Source organism: Heyndrickxia sp. FSL W8-0496 (assembly GCF_038007825.1).
In the GTDB taxonomy this organism is placed as follows: Bacteria; Bacillota; Bacilli; order Bacillales; family Bacillaceae_C; genus Heyndrickxia; species Heyndrickxia oleronia.
In genome coordinates this window covers 5099742-5119161 of sequence record NZ_JBBOXX010000001.1, presented here as the reverse complement: position 1 = coordinate 5119161, position 19420 = coordinate 5099742, and the positions used below count along the sequence as shown (strand labels likewise).

The 19420-nt window shown below is 36.4% G+C and carries 17 protein-coding genes; 7 read left to right on the top strand and 10 right to left on the bottom strand.

Translation table 11 applies throughout. The annotated features are described in order from the left end of the window. Positions 1–102: 102 nt before the first annotated feature. Positions 103–2469: a penicillin acylase family protein gene (locus NST63_RS25880; RefSeq protein ID WP_341044079.1), complete on the bottom strand. Its 2367-nt coding sequence runs from the start codon at positions 2467–2469 to the stop codon at positions 103–105. Between the two features lie 144 nt (positions 2470–2613). Continuing rightward, positions 2614–4107 carry a peptide MFS transporter gene (locus tag NST63_RS25875; protein WP_071976328.1) on the bottom strand — a complete coding sequence of 498 codons (1494 nt, stop codon included), beginning with the start codon at positions 4105–4107 and terminating at the stop codon, positions 2614–2616. Between the two features lie 240 nt (positions 4108–4347). Here NST63_RS25875 and NST63_RS25870 point away from each other — a divergent pair, with 240 nt between their 5' ends. Both NST63_RS25870 and kynU read left to right on the top strand, forming a co-directional pair. After that, positions 4348–4818 carry a PaaI family thioesterase gene (locus NST63_RS25870; RefSeq protein WP_373312670.1) on the top strand — a complete coding sequence of 157 codons (471 nt, stop codon included), beginning with the start codon at positions 4348–4350 and terminating at the stop codon, positions 4816–4818. A gap of 68 nt (positions 4819–4886) precedes the next feature. Next, positions 4887–6173: a kynureninase gene (gene kynU / locus NST63_RS25865; RefSeq protein WP_341044077.1), complete on the top strand. Its 1287-nt coding sequence runs from the start codon at positions 4887–4889 to the stop codon at positions 6171–6173. Between the two features lie 80 nt (positions 6174–6253). Here the strand turns inward: kynU and NST63_RS25860 are convergent, their stop codons facing one another. From NST63_RS25860 to NST63_RS25840, 5 genes are all read right to left on the bottom strand, one after another. Continuing rightward, complete coding sequence (locus NST63_RS25860; RefSeq protein WP_341044076.1) at positions 6254–7522, bottom strand: hypothetical protein; 1269 nt, start codon at positions 7520–7522, stop codon at positions 6254–6256. 147 nt (positions 7523–7669) lie between these two features. Continuing rightward, the gene (locus NST63_RS25855; RefSeq protein WP_071976332.1) at positions 7670–7798 is read right to left on the bottom strand and encodes a DUF4023 family protein; all 129 of its coding nucleotides are present in this window, start codon (positions 7796–7798) and stop codon (positions 7670–7672) included. Between the two features lie 277 nt (positions 7799–8075). Continuing rightward, positions 8076–9308, bottom strand: a complete 1233-nt coding sequence (pepT, locus tag NST63_RS25850) for a peptidase T (RefSeq protein ID WP_341044075.1) — start codon at positions 9306–9308, stop codon at positions 8076–8078. A 298-nt stretch (positions 9309–9606) separates the two neighbouring features. Beyond that, positions 9607–10971, bottom strand: a complete 1365-nt coding sequence (locus tag NST63_RS25845; RefSeq protein ID WP_212944990.1) for an MATE family efflux transporter — start codon at positions 10969–10971, stop codon at positions 9607–9609. A gap of 161 nt (positions 10972–11132) precedes the next feature. Then, positions 11133–12068, bottom strand: coding sequence for an aldo/keto reductase (locus tag NST63_RS25840; RefSeq protein WP_341044074.1), 936 nt, complete (start codon positions 12066–12068; stop codon positions 11133–11135). A gap of 259 nt (positions 12069–12327) precedes the next feature. Here NST63_RS25840 and NST63_RS25835 point away from each other — a divergent pair, with 259 nt between their 5' ends. The 4 genes from NST63_RS25835 (at position 12328) to NST63_RS25820 (ending at position 16695) form a co-directional block, all read left to right on the top strand. Then, the gene (locus tag NST63_RS25835; RefSeq protein ID WP_071976336.1) at positions 12328–13020 is read left to right on the top strand and encodes a response regulator transcription factor; all 693 of its coding nucleotides are present in this window, start codon (positions 12328–12330) and stop codon (positions 13018–13020) included. Beyond that, positions 12998–14908 (top strand): sensor histidine kinase, encoded by a 1911-nt coding sequence (locus NST63_RS25830; protein ID WP_341044073.1) that lies wholly within the window; start codon positions 12998–13000, stop codon positions 14906–14908. The genes NST63_RS25835 and NST63_RS25830 overlap by 23 nt, the downstream gene beginning before the upstream one ends. A gap of 227 nt (positions 14909–15135) precedes the next feature. Next, positions 15136–15705, top strand: a complete 570-nt coding sequence (locus tag NST63_RS25825; protein WP_212944993.1) for a TetR/AcrR family transcriptional regulator — start codon at positions 15136–15138, stop codon at positions 15703–15705. Positions 15706–15759: 54 nt separating this feature from the next. Beyond that, positions 15760–16695, top strand: a complete 936-nt coding sequence (locus NST63_RS25820; protein WP_212944994.1) for an SDR family NAD(P)-dependent oxidoreductase — start codon at positions 15760–15762, stop codon at positions 16693–16695. Between the two features lie 47 nt (positions 16696–16742). Here NST63_RS25820 and NST63_RS25815 read toward each other — a convergent pair whose 3' ends face one another. Further along, a complete protein-coding gene (locus NST63_RS25815) occupies positions 16743–17141 on the bottom strand; it encodes a DoxX family protein (RefSeq protein ID WP_058006137.1) in 399 nt (132 codons plus the stop codon). 134 nt (positions 17142–17275) lie between these two features. Between NST63_RS25815 and NST63_RS25810 the strand changes: the two genes are divergently transcribed. Further along, positions 17276–17458, top strand: a complete 183-nt coding sequence (locus NST63_RS25810; RefSeq protein ID WP_212944995.1) for a small acid-soluble spore protein H — start codon at positions 17276–17278, stop codon at positions 17456–17458. 60 nt (positions 17459–17518) lie between these two features. On the opposite strand, the gene opp4C is transcribed toward NST63_RS25810, so the two are convergent. Next, positions 17519–18439: an oligopeptide ABC transporter permease gene (opp4C, locus tag NST63_RS25805; protein ID WP_071976341.1), complete on the bottom strand. Its 921-nt coding sequence runs from the start codon at positions 18437–18439 to the stop codon at positions 17519–17521. A gap of 12 nt (positions 18440–18451) precedes the next feature. Further along, entirely contained in the window at positions 18452–19417 is a 966-nt protein-coding gene (locus NST63_RS25800; protein WP_058006140.1) for an ABC transporter permease, read from the bottom strand. Positions 19418–19420 lie beyond the last annotated feature (3 nt).

Below are 19420 nucleotides of genomic sequence, written 5' to 3'. Positions count from 1 at the left end.
GTTTTAAGGAAGATATGCAGCTCTTTTCTCAGTAATGAAGAGACCTGTTTTTATCGTCCATATATTCTAATAACAGCAATGTTTGAGAAAAGAGCCTTTATATTATGGATTTAAAATAAGTGTATGACCTTTCTTCGTATTTAAAGAAGTTTGATGATAGGTACCATTTGCCCATGCATTTAATTGATTGTGGTACCACTTGCTTTTTAAATGCCCTGATTGTCCTGGACCGACCAAATGATATGCTGAATCCATGTTTGCAGTATCAATGACAAATCTCCAGGATCCCCCGTGGTTAACTGTTCCATCATTTTTATTGGCTGCAGCCTGTACAGTCACACTAGAACCGCCTACTGGAATACGGCCGTCACTATTAAATAAATAATTTAACGGTTTTACACTTGAAAGTGGGTGTGGGAAATAGAGTTGGTGGTATTGACCCCATGACCATTTACTAACAGAATTACCTTGTTCATCTTTTATTTCATTAATGGCCAGATCAAAAGATTTTTTGAGTACCGCTTGTAATCCACCATTCTCTTTTATCCATGGACCAGGATTCCCTTCCGCAGCATGCCTTAAAAGCTCATCGACTGCCTGTTTTCTTCCCCCAAACTTTTCAAACATCTCTACTGAAATTACCTTATTAAATAGAACATCAGAGATTTTTGTCATCCATCGATTAAAAATAAGAGGAGCAGCTAACTCTTCATTATCAACAAAATTCCATTTTTTTAATTGTTGAATCGCTTCTTTTTCCGTTTTATCTTTTGTTCCTTTTAGTTCATTGAGAAAAATTGGAACAAACTCTTTAGCCTGTAGATTCAGCTTATCCATCTGTAGATCGCGCATATCCTTTGCTGTAATTTGATCATTCGCTTTTAGAACTTCTTGGATACGCATTTGGCGATAAGGTTGGGCCCAATTATGACTAATATGATACGGATAATCATCTGAGATCACCTTGTTATTTGCGGTCGAGATGAATCCCTCCTTAGGGTTAACTGTTTTAGGAAGTTCATTGAACGGAATATAGCCTGTCCATTCATATTCATCTGACCAACCTGGAACAGGAAGCAAGCCATCACCTTTTTTGCGAATCGGAATTTTACCATTGGCTTTATATGCAATCGTCCCATCGTTAGAAGCGAAGACAAAGTTTTGGGCAGGTGTTTGGAAATTTTCAAGAGCCGTTTCGAACTCATCCCAATTCTTTGCTCTATTCATTTTTAGTATAGCTTCTAATTCATTAGAAGGCTGTAAGGCCGTCCATTGTAATGATAGGACTGTATCTTTGCCACTATCTGCTGCAAATTCAGAGATGATTGGACCATGTCTCGTAACTATTACATTATAATCTATAGTTTTTTGATCTTTGACTTTTATTGGTTCCTTGATTACCTCTGCATCTTCCCATTTTTCGTTATAAAGGAATTGATTCTTGTTCGTTGGATTTCTTTTTTCAATATATAAATCCTGTACATCAGGACCAGTATTAGTAACTCCCCAGGCGATTTCCTCGTTATGACCTAAAATAATACCCGGAATTCCGGCAAATATGACACCGCTTACATTTGTGTCAGGACCTTTTAAGTGCATTTGATACCAGATTGAAGGTGTACTAAGTGATAAATGAGGATCATCAGCTAAAATGGGCTTTCCTGATTTAGTTTTTTCACCACTTACTACCCAGTTATTGCTTCCATTAAATTCGTGTGGAATGATAGCAGAAGCGAAGCTTTTTTCAAGGTTTAATGTGTCTTTGCTTATAATATATGGTGCATCCTTAGGATAGGAGGGAAATAAATCGTATGCTTTTTCTTCTGAGAAGTTTTGCAATAAATAATAGCGAAATGCCTGATCCTCCCAATGTCCACCAAGATCAAATGCCATATATTTTCCTATTGTTAAGGAGTCAGTAGGTGTCCATTCTTTAGGTTTATAGCCAAGTAACTTAAATTCAATGGGCCACTTCCCGTTTTCGTCTAGTTCTTTAATAAATGCATTTACTCCTTCTGCGAACCAGTTAAGTGTATCCTTTGCTTGATTCGAGTATTGATCATAAGAGGCGACCGCTGCTCTTCTTAATCCCAGAGCTCGAAAGTATTTATCTTTATCTATCGCTGCACTACCAACGACTTCGCTTAATTCACCGGATGCTTGACGGCGACTAAGATCCATTTGAAATAAACGATCTTGAGCCTGAACATACCCCTGTGCCATGTATAAGTCATGATTGTTTTTTGCACGGATATGAGGAACTCCATCCTTATCTCTTATAATTTCAACTTTTTCTTTTAATCCAGATAGTTGTATTTCCCCCTCTGTTTTTGGTAATGACCGTGCGATATAAGCATTTGCCCCGAAATAGATCGCTGCAATTAGAACGATGATGATGGCCACAATCCATGCTGTAATCTTTGTCCATTTTCTCTTTCTTTTTGTATTTGCTTGTACAATGACTTCCAATGCTTCTCCCCCCTTAGGGGTAATAATTCGTTTTTTTTCTTCAAGAACCCTGCTTACATTTGAACATTTCCACCCTATATAAAAAAAACTGACTTATAGGGGGGTATCCCTTGTAAGTCAGCCTGTGAATTCTATTTAGCAATTTTAGTGAACACCCTTCATAAAGCTTTGAATCTTTGGTGAGAGAATAAATAGAATAATACTAAGAACAATTGATGCTCCTCCAATGATTCCGAAGTATACCATTTCGGTTGCAGGTGTATAGAATTTTACAATTTGTGCGTTAATAGCTTGTGCAGCTGCATTAGATAAGAACCAAAGACTCATCGTTTGTGCAGAGAATGCAGCTGGTGCTAGTTTTGTAGTTGCTGAAAGTCCAACTGGTGATAAACATAATTCTCCGATGACAACGATAAAATAACTAAGAACAAGCCATAATGGGTTGACTAATGATTCCGAACCACCAAAGTAAGCAGGTAAAAGAATAACCAAGAATGAAATTCCTGCAAATAGTAATCCAAATGAAAACTTCTTAGGAATAGATGGCTGGCGTTTACCTAACTTCATCCAAAGCCATGCAAAGACCGGTGCAAACACAATAATAAATAAAGGGTTTAATGACTGGAACCAAGCAGGTGAGATATGAATTCCTGCAAAATCTAATTGTGTGCGCTTGTCTGCGTAAGTTGCTAGTATAGTTGAACCTTGTTCCTGTATTGCCCAGAACATAACGGAAGCAATAAATAATGGAATATAGGCAATAATGCGTGAGCGTTCTACCTTTGTTGTTTTAGGACTACGATACATAACAATAAAGTACATTGTAGGGATTAAAATTCCTAAAATACCAATTAAACCAATAAAGGTCTCAAAATTAAGAATGCCTGTTGGAATAGCAATTGCACATAAGATTGCGATAATTATAATCGCTAATCCGATGATGCTGAATACCTTTTTCTTTTCAGTTGGGGAAAGAGGATTCGCAACAAATGTCCCTGCTAGGCCAAGGTTTTTCTTCTTTGTAACAAGAAAAACAACTAATCCGATAAACATACCTACTGCCGCACAGGCAAAGCCTAGATGGAAACCATAGTTAGATTGAACGGCTCCAACAACTAATGGAGAAACAAATCCACCAAGATTGATTCCCATATAAAAGATACTAAAACCGGAATCACGACGGCTGTCCTCTTCACTATAAATTTCACCGACTACACTAGAAACATTCGGCTTTAATAATCCTGTACCTAGAACAATTAACACCATTGAAATAAAGAAAAAGGTAATGTTGCCTGGGATGGCTAAAGCGATGTGACCGAGCATGATGAGTATTCCACCAATAAATACCGCCCTGGATGTACCAAAAATACGGTCAGCTAACCATCCACCGATAATTCCAGACATATATACTAATGAACCATAAATAGAGACAATAGCTAGAGCAGTTGATTGATCAAGCCCTAAACCGCCTTTTGAAACTTCATAATACATATAATAAACTAGGATTGCTTTCATTCCATAGTAGGAGAAACGTTCCCAAAATTCTGTAAAAAATAATGTAAATAGTCCTTTAGGATGCCCGAAAAATCCTTTTTGGGGAACGGTAGACAAAATTTTCTGTCTATTTGATTCTAACATAAGAAAACCTCCTTTATTATTATAATATAATACTTTAAATTTAAAATATTGTCAAAAAGGTTCTTTTATCTACAATTTTATTTCGAGTTTTAAGTGAAACAGATTTTTCAGAATAATAGTTAAAGTAAAGGGACTTACTTACTAGGGAAAATTTATGCATACTTCAATTATTTGTAAATCAAATATTTTTTATGCAATATGTTATACTATTCTGAAAAGGGAGGGGTAATTTTGGAGAATATGATATTAAAAGCAATACAAGATGAATATCCAGATGATTTTTCCTGGTGTTATGGCTGTGGTCGACTGAATGAGAAGGGACATCATTTCCGTACAGGCTGGGATGGGGAACAGACACTAACAATTTACTCCCCTAAGCAAGAGCATATGGCACTTCCAGGCTTTGTATATGGAGGACTTATTGCATCATTCATTGATTGTCATGGTACAGGATCTGCTTCGTTAGCCTTGCACCGGAAAAATGGACATGAACCGGGGGATGGAGTTGAACCTCCTAGATTTGTAACCGCCTCTTTAAAGGTAGATTTTATTAAACCAACTCCACAAGATACTCCTTTAAAGGCGATTGGTATCATTCATGAAATTCATCCGAAAAAGTGGAAGGTTGAAACAGAAGTATTTGCTAATGATAAACTCTGTGCACGTGGTGAGGTTATTGCTGTAGTCATGCCTAGTACTTTTGTAAAATAAGAAGTAGTTTTTCTAGAGCAGCGATTATAAGTAGGTAGGAACCACCACTTTCAGGAGGGGAACAGCTTATGGAAAATTATGTTTTTAATGCTTCCGAAGAATATGCACTTAAATTAGATAAAAATGATTGTCTAGCTTCATTTCGAAATGAATTTTATGTAATGGACGGAAAAATTTATTTAGATGGGAACTCCCTAGGACTCCTGTCAAAACGCTCTGAGACCTCATTGCTAACATTACTAGATTCATGGAAACAGTTTGGTATAGACGGATGGATGGAAGGGGAGAATGCTTGGTTTGATTTATCTGAGAGATTGGGAGGGCGTCTTGCTTCATTGATTGGAGCTTTACCTGATGAAGTAATAGTAAGCGGTTCCACAACATCGAATCTCCATCAGATGATTGCTACCTTTTATCAACCTCAAGGGGAAAAGGTAAAAATTCTAGCAGATGAGCTCAATTTTCCCTCTGACATTTATGCAATTCAAAGTGAACTGAAATTAAAAGGCTTTGATCCACATACACACTTGGTTCAAGTATCGAGCCGTGATGGACGTATAATTGAAGAGGACGATATCATCCACGCGATGACAGATGACATTGCCTTAATTGTACTACCGAGTGTCCTTTATCGAAGTGGCCAAATATTAAATATGAAAAGGTTAACAGAAGAGGCACACCAGCGAGGGATCATTATTGGTTTTGACCTTTGTCACTCCATTGGGGCAATTCCCCATGAATTGAGTGATTGGGGCGTTGACTTTGCTGTGTGGTGCAATTATAAATATTTGAACAGTGGTCCAGGAAGTGTCGGTGGTTTATACGTTCACAAAAAGCATTTTGGGCAAGTTCCAGGACTTGCAGGCTGGTTTAGTTCTAGAAAAGACAAACAATTTGATATGGAGCATGTATTGACCCCTGCAAGTCATGTAGGAGCTTATCAAATGGGAACCCCCCATATTTTAAGTATGGCACCATTAATCGGCTCACTAGAAATTTTTGAAGAAGCTGGATTAAAGAACATCAGGAATAAATCATTACTGATGACACGGTATATGATGGATCTCATAAAATATGAGCTTCGTGAGATGGGATTTTCGCTTGGTAATCCTATAGAAGATTCAAGGCGTGGCGGTCATGTCTTTCTAGAGCACCAAGAAGCAGCACGTATTTGTAAAGCACTAAAGGTCAATGGAGTAATTCCAGATTTTCGTGCACCTAATGGCATCCGTCTTGCCCCCGTTGCTCTTTATAATACATTTAAAGAAGTGTGGGAAACGGTTCAGATTTTGAAACGAATAATGACGGATGAGGAATATAAACAATTTGAAAATAAACGCGAAGTAGTAGCGTAACCATGTAAGAAAGTGGATTATTTATTGTTAAAAGGGACAGAGTCAATAAATAATCCACTTTTTTTCTCTCATTAGGATATTTATTTTAATTTGTTTAGCTCAACGATCTCACCGTGGACAGCATTGACCCCGTACTGACTATCTAATTTCCCACATAATATATGTTCTTTTCGTTCGGCATTATAAACATAGACTGGGGTTAGCTCAATATATGGTCTTATATACTGAAATGCCTCATCTTTCATTACTTTAATGTTGTCATATTTGGGATAGGATCGAAACATCTCTATTAAAAAGTCATTATCCATATAATTGATCACTTCATAAGACTTCCGATTAATGAACAAAAGAAGTTTCCGTTGAAAAACAAGATTGTCCTGCTCAGATTGTTTAAGAGTGGCGTGAATATATCCATTATCACGATGGAGTGTTTTTAGTACCCACAACCCTGATTGGGTTGGATAAACTTGTCGTAAAAAATTAGTAACCGCTATCTTACAATATTCTTGCTCTTCACTAGTAATAGGAAATGCATCAGGACTAGACACTTTCGAAAGGGCTTGCTCAAGGGTAAGATCTTCTATTAAATTCATTTTTTCTCTATTAAATAGTTGATCAATTGGTTCTTGCCATTCTATGATCTCATTAATAGTTATTGTATCTCGTTCATCTAAAGGAAATTCAATAGTGACAGATTGGTCATTTGCGATATACAGTTCCTCTATTGCATAAACAGGGACCAATTCTTTGGTTTCATCGGAAGGAAAATGGATGAGCTTAAGCTGTTCCCGTGCAATTTGTTCAATATCTTCAAGAATAAGAGAATAGTCTCCCTCTATTACACTATTTTTTGATGGATAGTTTCCAATGACAGAATAAAAGATAAGCTTCCCATCGGGGTTAATTTTTACTTCAATAGATCCCCCAGGTGAAAGTGGAATTCCTTTAATGCATGTTTGAAAGGTAAACTCACCTTTGTCCTCCCTATGTAGTCTAAAATGTTCTTGATAAACTAAACCAGTTTCTTGTTCAATCCAATGAATAATATCCTTCTTTTCTTGACTACTAAATGAAATTCCATCTTTTACATAGGTAATCCCACCTACGAAAATCGCGCTTTGAACTTTTAGTGTATGCATATTTAATTCTATAGATGCAGTACCATCTGGATTTAGACCATCTTCCTCACGATCCATAATATGAGAGGGGAACCACTCCATGCAAAGCATATAGATGGCTTCACTATTGGTATTTATTTTGCGATAAATTTTATAATCGTGTATTTGGTAGTTTACTAAACCAAATTTATTTTTAGTCCATTCAAGGTAATCACTTATTGTATTAGCCATATCAGCACCTCCTATCAAAATTGTAACATAAAGTGGTGTATATTCCTGATTTTGTATAATCCATAAAGCAATAAGGTTGCCTGAAGGACAACCCATGCTTTAAGTAAATTATAAAAAGAAACCATTTGAATTCATCTTAAATTGTAACTACTTATTTGTACTATGTTGCTTATTAGGTAATTTGAAGCTTGAGCTTTCGCTTCCTTTTTTTCGATTTTTGTCTGCCTTTTTTTGATTCTCATGTAGTTTCTCAACATATTCATGTGTGTTTTCCATGTCGTAACCTCCTATACTAAATAACTTCATTGTTACTATAACCATTCGGAGCGAATGAATACTGCAAAATTTACCGTGAGTATGGTAAGGAATTATTTCTTTGATTGCTCAGAATATCATCTCAACTTTTTAAACTGCTTCCCCTCGTTAGGGTTGTGTCTAGCTTTTCATATGGATAAGAGTTTAAAAAGCTTTAGGTATTTTTCTCATGTTTAAATTTTCGTTCTCAGGAACTAAAAAAGGTGTCAGACTATGCCTGACACCTGATGTTTTTGTTTTATGCCTTTTCTTCAAAAAGTTTTGTTATACCGATGATTACCTGTGTTGCTTTCTCCATATTATCTACTGAAATATATTCATATTTCCCATGGAAGTTTTCTCCACCTGTAAAAATATTTGGTGTTGGTAATCCCATAAAAGAAAGCTGAGAACCATCAGTTCCACCACGGATTGGTTGTATAATCGGTTCGATGTTTAAGTCTTTCATTGCCTCATAGGCAATATCTACAATATGTTTTACTGGTTCAATTTTATCCTTCATATTGTAATATTGATCACTTATTTCCAATATGATGTTGTTCTCTCCATATTTTTGTTTGAGTTCATTAACAATCTTTTCAAGATTTGCCTTTTTGGCTACAAATTTTTCCTTATCATGATCTCGGATGATATAGTTCATTTTGGTCTGTTCCACATCACCGTTCATTGATAATAAATGATAGAAGCCTTCATAACCTTCAGTATATTCTGGAGCTTCTTCTGTAGGCAGCTTATTTTGAAGCTCCATTCCAATTTTAATGGAGTTGATCATTTTTCCCTTCGCTGATCCAGGATGAATATTGCTACCTTTAATGGTAATTTTCGCACCTGCAGCGTTGAAGCTTTCATATTCTAATTCCCCAAGCCGGCCGCCATCAACTGTGTAAGCATATTGTGCTTGAAAAGCTTCTACATCAAATTTATGTGGTCCTCTACCAATCTCCTCGTCTGGAGTAAAGGCAACTCTCACTTTACCATGCTTGATTTCTGGATGCTGGATTAAATAGGCCATTGCAGTCATGATTTCAGCAATTCCCGCTTTATTGTCAGCACCTAGAAGTGTGGTTCCATCTGTTGTAATTAATGTATGCCCCTTATAATTTTCAAGATTAGGGAATTCTTTTGGGGACAAAGTAATATGTAGGGAATCATTTAAACGTATGTCTCCACCATCATAATTTTCAACTAGTTGTGGATTTACATTTTTGCCGGTAAAATCAGTCGCTGTATCAACATGTGCTAAAAATCCAATAGTTGGTACATGCTTATCGGTATTTGAAGGGAGAGAGGCCATTAAATATCCATTCTCATCCAATGTAACATCTTCCATACCTATAGATTTAAGCTCTTCTTCAAGCTTATGAAGTAGATCCCATTGTCCAGGTGTAGAAGGACATGTCTCGCTATCTTCATTAGATTGGGTATCGATTTTTACGTAAGATGTAAATCTTTCAATGATTTCATTTTTCATTTTACATTCATCTCCCTGTTAGCAATTTATTCTTATCTTATCATGAACTAAAGTTCAATACATATGACAAGATTAGTGGAAATGATGAATCGTGTTAAGTTTACTCAAAAGAGTTATTTAGTATTAAGTATCGTAATGTAATCTTTTTCCGCCTCGCGCTTTTCTTATGGAATTAATCGGGATTGATGGTCTTCAATTTATTTTTATTCGTTAAATAGCAAAGGAAAAAAGGAGCAAATTCTGATGTGCACCCCAAAAGTTAGACCAAAAATCTAACTTTTGGGGTGTTTTTTACTTTTTATGACGTTTTCAATGCTTTCATTTTAATCTTTGCTACCTTGCGTTCCCATGGTTTTGATAACCAGCGTCTAAAAGCAAAGCAACCCCTAAACCATTCATCTGCACCTTGTGCAATCCAAATTCCTAAAAGACCTAGACCAAAATGGACGCCAAGTACATAGCTTAAAACGACTGCAATTCCCCACATAGAGATCATTCCAATGATAACAGGAAAGCGTACATCCCCTGCAGACTTCAAGGAGCTCATCAACACAATATTCATCGCCCTACCAGGTTCAGTTATAACAATAGCCCATAACACAGGAAGCCCGATAGCAATAATTTTGGGATCATCAGTAAAAATACTTAATATAGGCGACCCGATCAAAGCAAGAATTAATGAGGCGATAAATGAAGCGATCATTGCGATTTTCAATGTACGAACCCCACGGCGTAATGCACGTTCATATTGCTTTCCACCTATATATCGTGCAACGAGAAGTTGTGTACCTTGTGCGATTGCTAATGTAAATAAGTAACAGATCATTGATAGATTCAGTAAATAAATGCGTGAAGCCAGTGCAGATGTTCCAATCGTAACAACAAACCCTGTAATGACGAGTTGAGAAAGTTGATAGGAAAGGTTTTCACCAGCTGAAGGGATGCCGATTGATAAGAGACTTTTAATATCCTCCTTCTTAGCCTTAAATAAATCACTAAATGTTAATCTAAGTGACAGTCGTTTATATACAAAGTAAATGAGAGCAATAACAGCGAAGCTACGCGCTACAACGATAGCCCAAGAAACACCGACTACACCCGTAATCGGAAGACCTAGAATACCAGTTGTTGCAAGAATGTTTCCACCAATACTAATTAAATCCATGATCACCGTTACGACCATGGATTCCTTTGTAAAGCCATGGCTACGCAAAACGGCACTTAATGCTAAGGATAACGATTCAAGAAAAAGGGAGGCACCGCAAATACGAACAAAGATTAGCCCATAGTCAAATACTTTTCCTTCAATATCAAATAAGCGCAACAAATGTTCACCAAAGAAAAAAACAATCAATGCGATGATCATTCCGAACCAAAAATTCAGTCCAAAAACGGACCTAGATAGCTGTCTGGCCTTTTTAAAGTTTTCGGCACCTAGGCTTTGACTAATTAAGACAGTCGCACCGATAGAAGTAACTGTAAATACTAAAATAAAAATATTTAACAGTTGATTTGCAACACCTACTCCTGAGGCAGCGTCATCTGAATAATGACTAAGCATAAGTGTGGCCATAATTCCCATTCCCATATGGAGGGTTAGCTCGATGAGGAGCGGCCAGGTAATACTGAAAAGTGTTTGTTCTTGAAGTTTATTTGTACTCAATGAAGTTCTCCTTCTTTTTTACAAAATGATATATAAAATCCATTTTAACTCTATAGGTATATTAGTAAAATAGGAAAACATGATATTCGCAAAAAATATTCTTCTTTTTAGAAGAAATATAAAAAAGGACGAGCATCTAGTATGCTTGCCCTTTAAATTGATTAAGCTTGAAAAATTTCATCGATTTGCTTTATTTCTTCTGGAGTTAAATGGACAGCTAAGGTAGCCAGATTTCTCTTTACTTGATCGGGCTGTTTTGCTCCAGGGATTAGTGCATCAATTGAATCACGTGTTAAGTACCAAGCAAGTACGACATGAGCAACTTCCGCTTCTTTCTTTAAAGCCATTTCACGAACGAGCTCTACTTTTTCTAAGTTCTGAATAAATGCATCACCTTGGAATAAAGGATTTTTAGAACGTCCATCTTTAAACGTTGTTTCCTTTGTATATTTTCCACCTAATAGCCCAGCTGCAAGTGGGAAATAAGGAACAAATGAAATATTCTTCTCTTTCGTATACGGTAATAGCTCTTTTTCCGCCTCACGTTTAAATAGGTTATATTCTGATTGCAGTACATCTACATATCCATCTTTATTGGCTTCCTTTAATTGCTCGATTGAAAAGTTAGAAACCCCAATTGCTCGAATTTTCCCTTGGTCCTTTAGTTCCTTTAAAGCGCCAACCGCTTCATCTTTAGGGGTTTTATCATCAGGAAAGTGAATATAGTATAGATCAATATAATCAGTCTTTAATCGTCTAAGGCTTTTTTCAACTTCATTTTTTAAAAAAGCAGGAGAATTATCGAATATTATCTTTCCGTCTACTAACTTATGTGCCCCTTTAGTAGCAATGATGATTTCTTTCCGATTTCCTGTTTCTTCTAAAACCTCGCCGATTAATTCTTCAGAACGTTCTGGTCCGTAAATATAGGCTGTGTCTAAGAAATTGATTCCATTAGAAATAGCAGCTCTTACCACATCTTTACCGGTTTCCTCGATTAAATTGGGGTAAATATTATGTCCTCCTACAGCATTTGTACCAAGACCAATTGGATTAACATATAAATCTGTTTTACCTAAACGAACTTGTTTGATCATATACTCATCTCCTTCGTTTATTTAGACATATCATAGCAAAAAATCAGCAATAGATGGAAATGATTGGTTTGGAAGTTTAGAGTGTAAAAATTTACTACCTTTTCTATTAGGGAAAGTTAATATAGTAATAGATATAAATTATTCCATCCTTTCCAAAGCTATGGAATCTTAAGAAATTCTTCATTTTTTAATTAGCTGATTGTTAAGAATTGGGTTTTATACTATAGATAACACGAATAAATAGGTGGGGGAGTAGCTGGTGGATACATATCGTGTATTAGTTGTTGATGATGAAATAGAAATTCGTGATGTAATTGAAATTTATTTAAAAAACGAAGGGATCACTGTGATCAAAGCGAAGGATGGGTTGGAGGCAATTGAAAAGTTAAATGAGTACGATATTCATTTAATTTTACTAGATGTCATGATGCCTAGAATGGATGGTATAGCGGCGACATTTAAAATTCGTGAGAAAAAGGACATTCCCATTATTATATTAAGTGCTAAAAGTGAAGATACCGATAAAATATTAGGATTGCAAATTGGAGCCGATGATTATATTACCAAACCATTCAATCCTTTAGAGTTAATTGCTAGGGTGAAATCACAGCTACGAAGGTATGTAAAGTTCGGTTCTTATGAGGGAGCTAGGAAAGTAATTGAATTAGACGGACTAACTCTAGATCCAGTTGCAAAGGAAGTGACTGTCGATGGAGAATTAGTGAAGTTCACACCTATTGAATATCGAATTGTTGAATTATTAATGAAGAATGCAGGTCGAGTTTTTTCTATATCTGAAATTTATGAGCGGGTTTGGAAGGAGCCTGGGTTTAATGCGGAAAATACAGTAGCTGTTCATATCCGTAAAATTCGAGAAAAAATTGAAATTGATCCGAAGAATCCAAGATACATAAAGGTGGTGTGGGGGATTGGCTACAAAATGGAAAGGTAGAACCTTTGGTTTTATTATTGCTTTGCTTTTGTTTACTTTCGGATTGACAAGCATTGGATTATTACTGGACCGTGGGCATGAATATCTTTTTAAAACCTATTTTGATACAGATCAATTTGCGGATGAAATGGAGTCCTTCATTCATGAATTGGGAAAATATGAGATCTATCATGGTGAAGACGTTGAAGATGATTGGATTAAGGAAAAGGAATTATCAGAACTGTATGATTTAAAGAAGGTATTTAAGTTCTATCTAAGGGATATAAATACGAATGAGGTTTACACTAATTTATATTCTAGCAATGAAAGCTTTATTGATTCCGAATTTACAAAGCCTGATATGAAGTATATTCAAGAGTACTCCCGTTTGGATGGAACAGAGCTAGTGGTGAATAACTTCCAAAATGAGATAGATGGAGATCCTAAATTATTAGAAGGTAGGATTGGTGTACTTGTTTCCGCGCCAGAGGATATTTCTGTCATTGCCAACTATCAACAATACCCGCAACAACAAATGGCCTTTTATTACTATATAATGGGTGGAATGGTCACATTATTTTTTGGCCTCTTACTAATGAAAAAATTAAGTCCATATCCTTCCCTTACAAGGCTTCAAAGATATTATCAAAAAGTACCGATTGATATTGGTTTGTTTATATTAATATTCCTGACTATGTATGAAAGTGTAATTATTGGAATCATAAGTAGACTTTATTTGAGCGAGGGATTTCCGATAGACTCCTATTTATTCAATTTTATTATAGCTGTAATCCTTACTTTTCTTGTACTTATACAGATGGCATTCATGTATCGCAGAATAATGGATGTAGAAAATTTAAAAGTAGATATGAAAAAAAGTATACTTTTTCGACTATACTTCGCTTTAAAGGAAGCTTTCTTACTTAGAAGTATAGGTACCCAGGTGCTTATTCTTTTCGCCGCTCTTTTTTCATTTATACCTATATCAGCTATTGCGGGGACCGAGCCAGAATTAGTCATTATTTACTTACTTCTAACAATATTGATATTTATCATTGTGATTAAACAGGCAGGTTCTTTTAATCGGATTCTTAAATATACTTCGGAATTAGCAAAGGGGAATCTTGAACCAGATCTCGCCATTGGCGGAAAATCATCCATAGCAAAGCTAGCGGAAAATATTAATCATTTAAAGCATGGGGTTAAAACCTCAAAGAAGGAACAAGCTAAGAGTGAGCGACTAAAGACAGAGCTTATAACGAATGTAAGTCATGATTTACGAACTCCCTTAACATCTATTATTACCTATACGGAACTATTAAAGTCAAAGGAATTAGGGGAGGAAGAAAGAGAAGCTTATATAGGGATAATTGACCGTAAATCTAAAAGGTTAAAAGTTTTAATTGATGATTTATTTGAAGCTTCGAAAATAGCCAGTGGCAATATTGAGCTTGTCAAGAAGCAAGTTGATATGGTGCAATTACTAGAGCAGGCACTTGGTGAGTATGACGAGCAAATGAATCAATCAAGTTTGCAATTTAGAATTTCTACACCGAAGGAACCGGTATATGCTCATGTAGATGGACAAAAAATTTGGCGGGTGTTCGATAATTTAATTGGAAATATACTGAAATATGCCTTAGAAAATACAAGGGTATATATATCAATTGAATCGACTAATGAACATGTGATGATCATTTTTAAGAATGTATCAAAATATGAGTTAGGAAAACATACAGATGAATTATTCGAACGATTTAAACGTGGAGATCAATCTCGACATACAGAAGGTTCTGGATTAGGTCTTGCCATTTCTAAATCCATCGTTGATCTACATGAAGGAAGCATGGATATTGGGGTAGATGGAGATTTATTTAAAGTGATTATTGAGCTAAAACGTCTATTTTAGTTAATAGACGTTTTTTATTAAGATTGTTTTCGTAGAGTTTCGTGCTTGTGTAAATGCCCTCCGGCAGCCTATTACACGTCCTGGTAATTCTTATGAAGATTATAGCTCTTTTTACTCAGTGAAATGAAGGGGGAGCAACGGTCTTCAACCTATATTAAAAAAACAATTGACAATTGATGCCATTTTACATAATATTTAATTGAACAGTGGTTAATAAGGAGGAAATCATGTCACCAAGAAAATCTGTCCAGCATGAACTTTCGCGGGAAATGATTATGAATGCAGCAAGAGAGTTATTCATAACGAAAGGTTATCAACATGTTTCTATGAGGCAAGTGGCCAAAGAATTAGGGTATAGCCATGGAGCGATTTATTATCATTTTAAAAATAAAGCAGAGCTGTTTTATGCGTTAGTAGAAGAGCACTTTCATATGTTAGATCAAGTACTTGATCGTATCTTGGAGGAGGAGCTTGATACATTAGAAAAATTAAAAAAGGTGATGCTAGGCTTTATCGAATTTGGTTTGACCTATCAAAGTCACTATGAAATCATGTTTTTAATTAAAGAAGAGGAAGTCATTAACTTTATTAATGAGGGGCCAAATAAAAGCTATGAGAAATTTGCTCAAACAGTCCATATGTTATGTGGGCGTCAAACAACTATCCAAGAAATTTGGAGCATCTTTCTATCTCTTCATGGGTTTGTTACACATTATCTTCGGCATGTCACTAGTTTTGAAGATGTGAGGGAATTAGCTCATTTACATGTTAATTTCTTGTTAAAAGCAATGCTATAATTTTTTTTAGTTTTATTTGAACGGTGGTCAAAAAAGTGGTGGGAGGAATTTTTTATGAAAAAGGCTTTGGTATTAGGGGCATCAGGCGGTATGGGGTATTCAATAGTAAACGAATTAATTAGCAGAGGGGTTCATGTTGTAGCCTTTGCTCGTACAAGAAGCAAGCTAGAAAAATTATTTCAAAATCAGCAAGGCATCACAATATTTACAGGTGATATTTTTAATTTAGATGATTTGTTTAAAGCAGCTACTGGTGTAGATATCATTTTTCAAGCAGCAAATATTCCATATCCAGAATGGGAAGAAAGGCTTGCTACGTTTATTCAACAAGTTATCAACGTTTCGGAGACCAGGGGAATTAAGCTAGCGGTGGTAGATAATATTTATGCATATGGGAGAAGCAATGGTGAGAAAGCTTCTGAGAATGCACCTAAAAACCCACATACTAAAAAGGGTAGGATCCGTCTGAATGTGGAGAACATGATAAGGGAATCCAATGCTCAGGCATTTATTGCCCATTTTCCAGATTTTTATGGCCCGAACGCAGAAAATACTCTTCTGCACGTTACTCTGGAAAAGGTTGTAGCTAATCAATCATCGATGTTTGTAGGAAATCAACGGATTGCAAGAGAGTATATTTATACACCAGATGGGGCGAAAGCCATCGTTGAGCTTGCTTTCCGTGAAGATGCCTATGGGGAGAGCTGGAATATTCCAGGACATAGTGTGATTACTGGGAAAGAGATTATGGAAACTCTGCGCGAATTGACCAGCTATGATAAACGTGTAATAACGGTTACAAAGTCAATGATACGTATGCTCGGGCTATTTAATCCAATGATGCGTGAAGTGGTAGAAATGTATTATTTAAATCAGGAACCAGTTGTATTAAGTGGACAAAAATATGAAAATAAAATTGGTCCTGTTCCACGAACTTCTTATAGGGATGGATTAAGGCAAACCATAGAATATATGAAAGACCAACAATAAAAAAGGCTTAAAGCAGGTTTTGGTGACCTGCTTTTTTAGTTTCCAGTTTAAGGACGATAGAATAAAACATAGTCACCTGGTCCAATTAATGCTACTCCAATGACTACAGCGATAAGAACAAAATTATACTCAAACCCATTATTGGTAAGCCAGTACCCATTACGACCATGAACAGATACAATGGCATCAATCATAATAATGGCAATTAGCGCTGCGCCTATTGGGGTGAGTACACCCGCACTAAATAATAATCCCCCTACTAGCTCAAATAACCCTGCACAGATTGCCCAAATAGTACCACCAGGTTTTATTCCAATTGATTCCAGCCATTCACCGGTTTTAGTCGCACCCGTACCACCGAACCAACCAAATAGTTTTTGTGCACCATGTCCCACAAATGTAAGACCTACCACTAAACGAATAATAAGTAGTCCAAGGTTTGCCATCCATATCCCTCTTTCATATTTTTAATTTCAGTATGAGCGAGAGTTTGGATTTTATTCACAATAGAATCAGAAGAGATGTATATCTTTCTTTCAAATAGCAAACGGTAAGAATAAATTAAAGGAGGTATATTCAATTGAATAAACAACGGGCACAAGAAATTGCTGAGTCTCCTAGAATGGTTAATGTTACTTATAATGGCAAGCCAATCTATATTCAGCGTGTTGACGAAAAAAATGAAACCGCTCGAATCTATCCTTTGGGTCAACCAGAAATGGAAGAAGAGGTTTCATTGAATAGTCTTATTGAAAGTGAATAAAAAAACACAGGGCCGGTTCTTTTCCACATTTAGTGGGACAAGGGACCTGACCCTGTGTCCCTAACGATTATTACTTTTTGGATCGAAGGCATCACGAAGGCCATCGCCAATAAAGTTTATACAAAGAACAGTTAATAGGATTGCGAGTCCAGGAGGAATCCATGCTTCTGGGCTATTGCGTAAAATACGTAAGCTTTGAGCTTCAGAAATCATATTACCCCAAGTAGGTGTGGGCTGTGGAATACCAAAGCCGATAAAGCTAAGAGCGGATTCAACAATGATCATTGTTGCCATCATGAGTGTAGCATTTACGACAATAGGTCCGATGGCGTTTGGAATAAAATGCTTAAAGATAATTCGAAAATCACTGGCCCCAATTGCTTTTGCTCCTAGGACAAATTCTTGTTCGCGAAGTGAAAGAAAGGTTCCGCGAATAATCCTTGCCAGGTTGGGCCAAGAAGTAATAGCAATAATACCTACGAAGATTCCAATGGTGACTTTTTGCAAAATGGCTACAATGGTTAAGACGAGAACAAGAAAAGGAAGCATGAGAATCAAATCGGCAATTCGCATAATGATCCCATCGACGATGCCTCTATAGTATCCTGCAATTGAACCAAGTGTTACCCCTATGATAAGAGTACAAAACATGGCACTAAATCCGACAATCATAGAAATTCGTCCACCATATAAAAGACGGGAAAAATTATCTCTTCCAGAGCTATCTGTCCCTAAAGGATGATCGGCGCTTGGTGGCTGTTCAATTAGGAGCAGATTTGATTTAGTAGGAGGTTGATTTGTTAATAATGGAGCAAAGATAATAGCGACGACTATAAGAAACAAAATAATCAGCCCGGCCATTGCAAGTTTGTTTTTCATAAATCTTCGGAGGGCTAGCTGAAAAGGACTCTTCCCTTTAATTTTTCTCTTAGAATTGACTTCAGGGTTCGAATCAAAAGTAAGATTCGTTTTAGTATCCATTCTTTTCCCCTCCTAATCATAGCGAATTCTTGGATCGACGATACTATAAAAAATATCTGCCAATAAATTTCCGAAAAGTATAAAGAAACCTAATAATAAATTGATCGCCATAATGACAGGGTAATCGCGGCTTCCTATTGCCCTTAAAAATAATTGACCAAGTCCAGGGAATTGGAAAACTCCTTCGGTAATAACTGCTCCGCTCAATATACCTCCTATTTCAAATCCCATAAGAGTAATAATTGGTATCAGTGCATTGCGAAGAGTATGTTTATAAAGGACATTTCGTTCGCTCATCCCTTTTGCCCTTGCAGTCCGAATATAGTCTTTCCCTAATACATCTAGTACCTCCGATCGCATATAACGCATATAGGCAGCTGTTCCTGCTAAACCAAGTGTGATTCCTGGTAAGAAGAGATGGTGAAGCTTATCAAAAAATAACTCTAAACCAGTCAGCCCTGGTGTTGATACAGTTCCCTGGGATGGAAACCAACCTAGAGTAATCGATAAGACGTATATAGCAACTAGTCCAAAAAAGAAATTTGGAACAGCTAAACCAAAGAATCCAAAGGTTGTAGCTCCATAATCAAGTAAAGAATAGGGCTTTTTTGCTGAATAGATGCCAATTGGAATGGAGACGATTAATGTAATTATTAGAGAAAACAGTCCTAAACTAAATGTATTACCTATTCGATCACCGATTAATTCGGAAACATCTCTGCCATTATATGTGTAAGATTGACCTAAGTCCCCCTTGGCAACTGATGTGAGCCATTTCCAGTATTGTACATGGATTGGGTCGTCTAAACCAAGGGCCTGCCTTTGCTGCTCAAAGACTTTTGGATCAATTCTAGGATCGACCATTCTACCAGAAAAGGGATCGCCAGGTGCTGCTTGGATGAGAGCAAAGACAATGATTGTTAAGCCGAGTAGCATTGGAATAAAAACGAGTATCCTACGAATAATGTATGTTGTCATAGG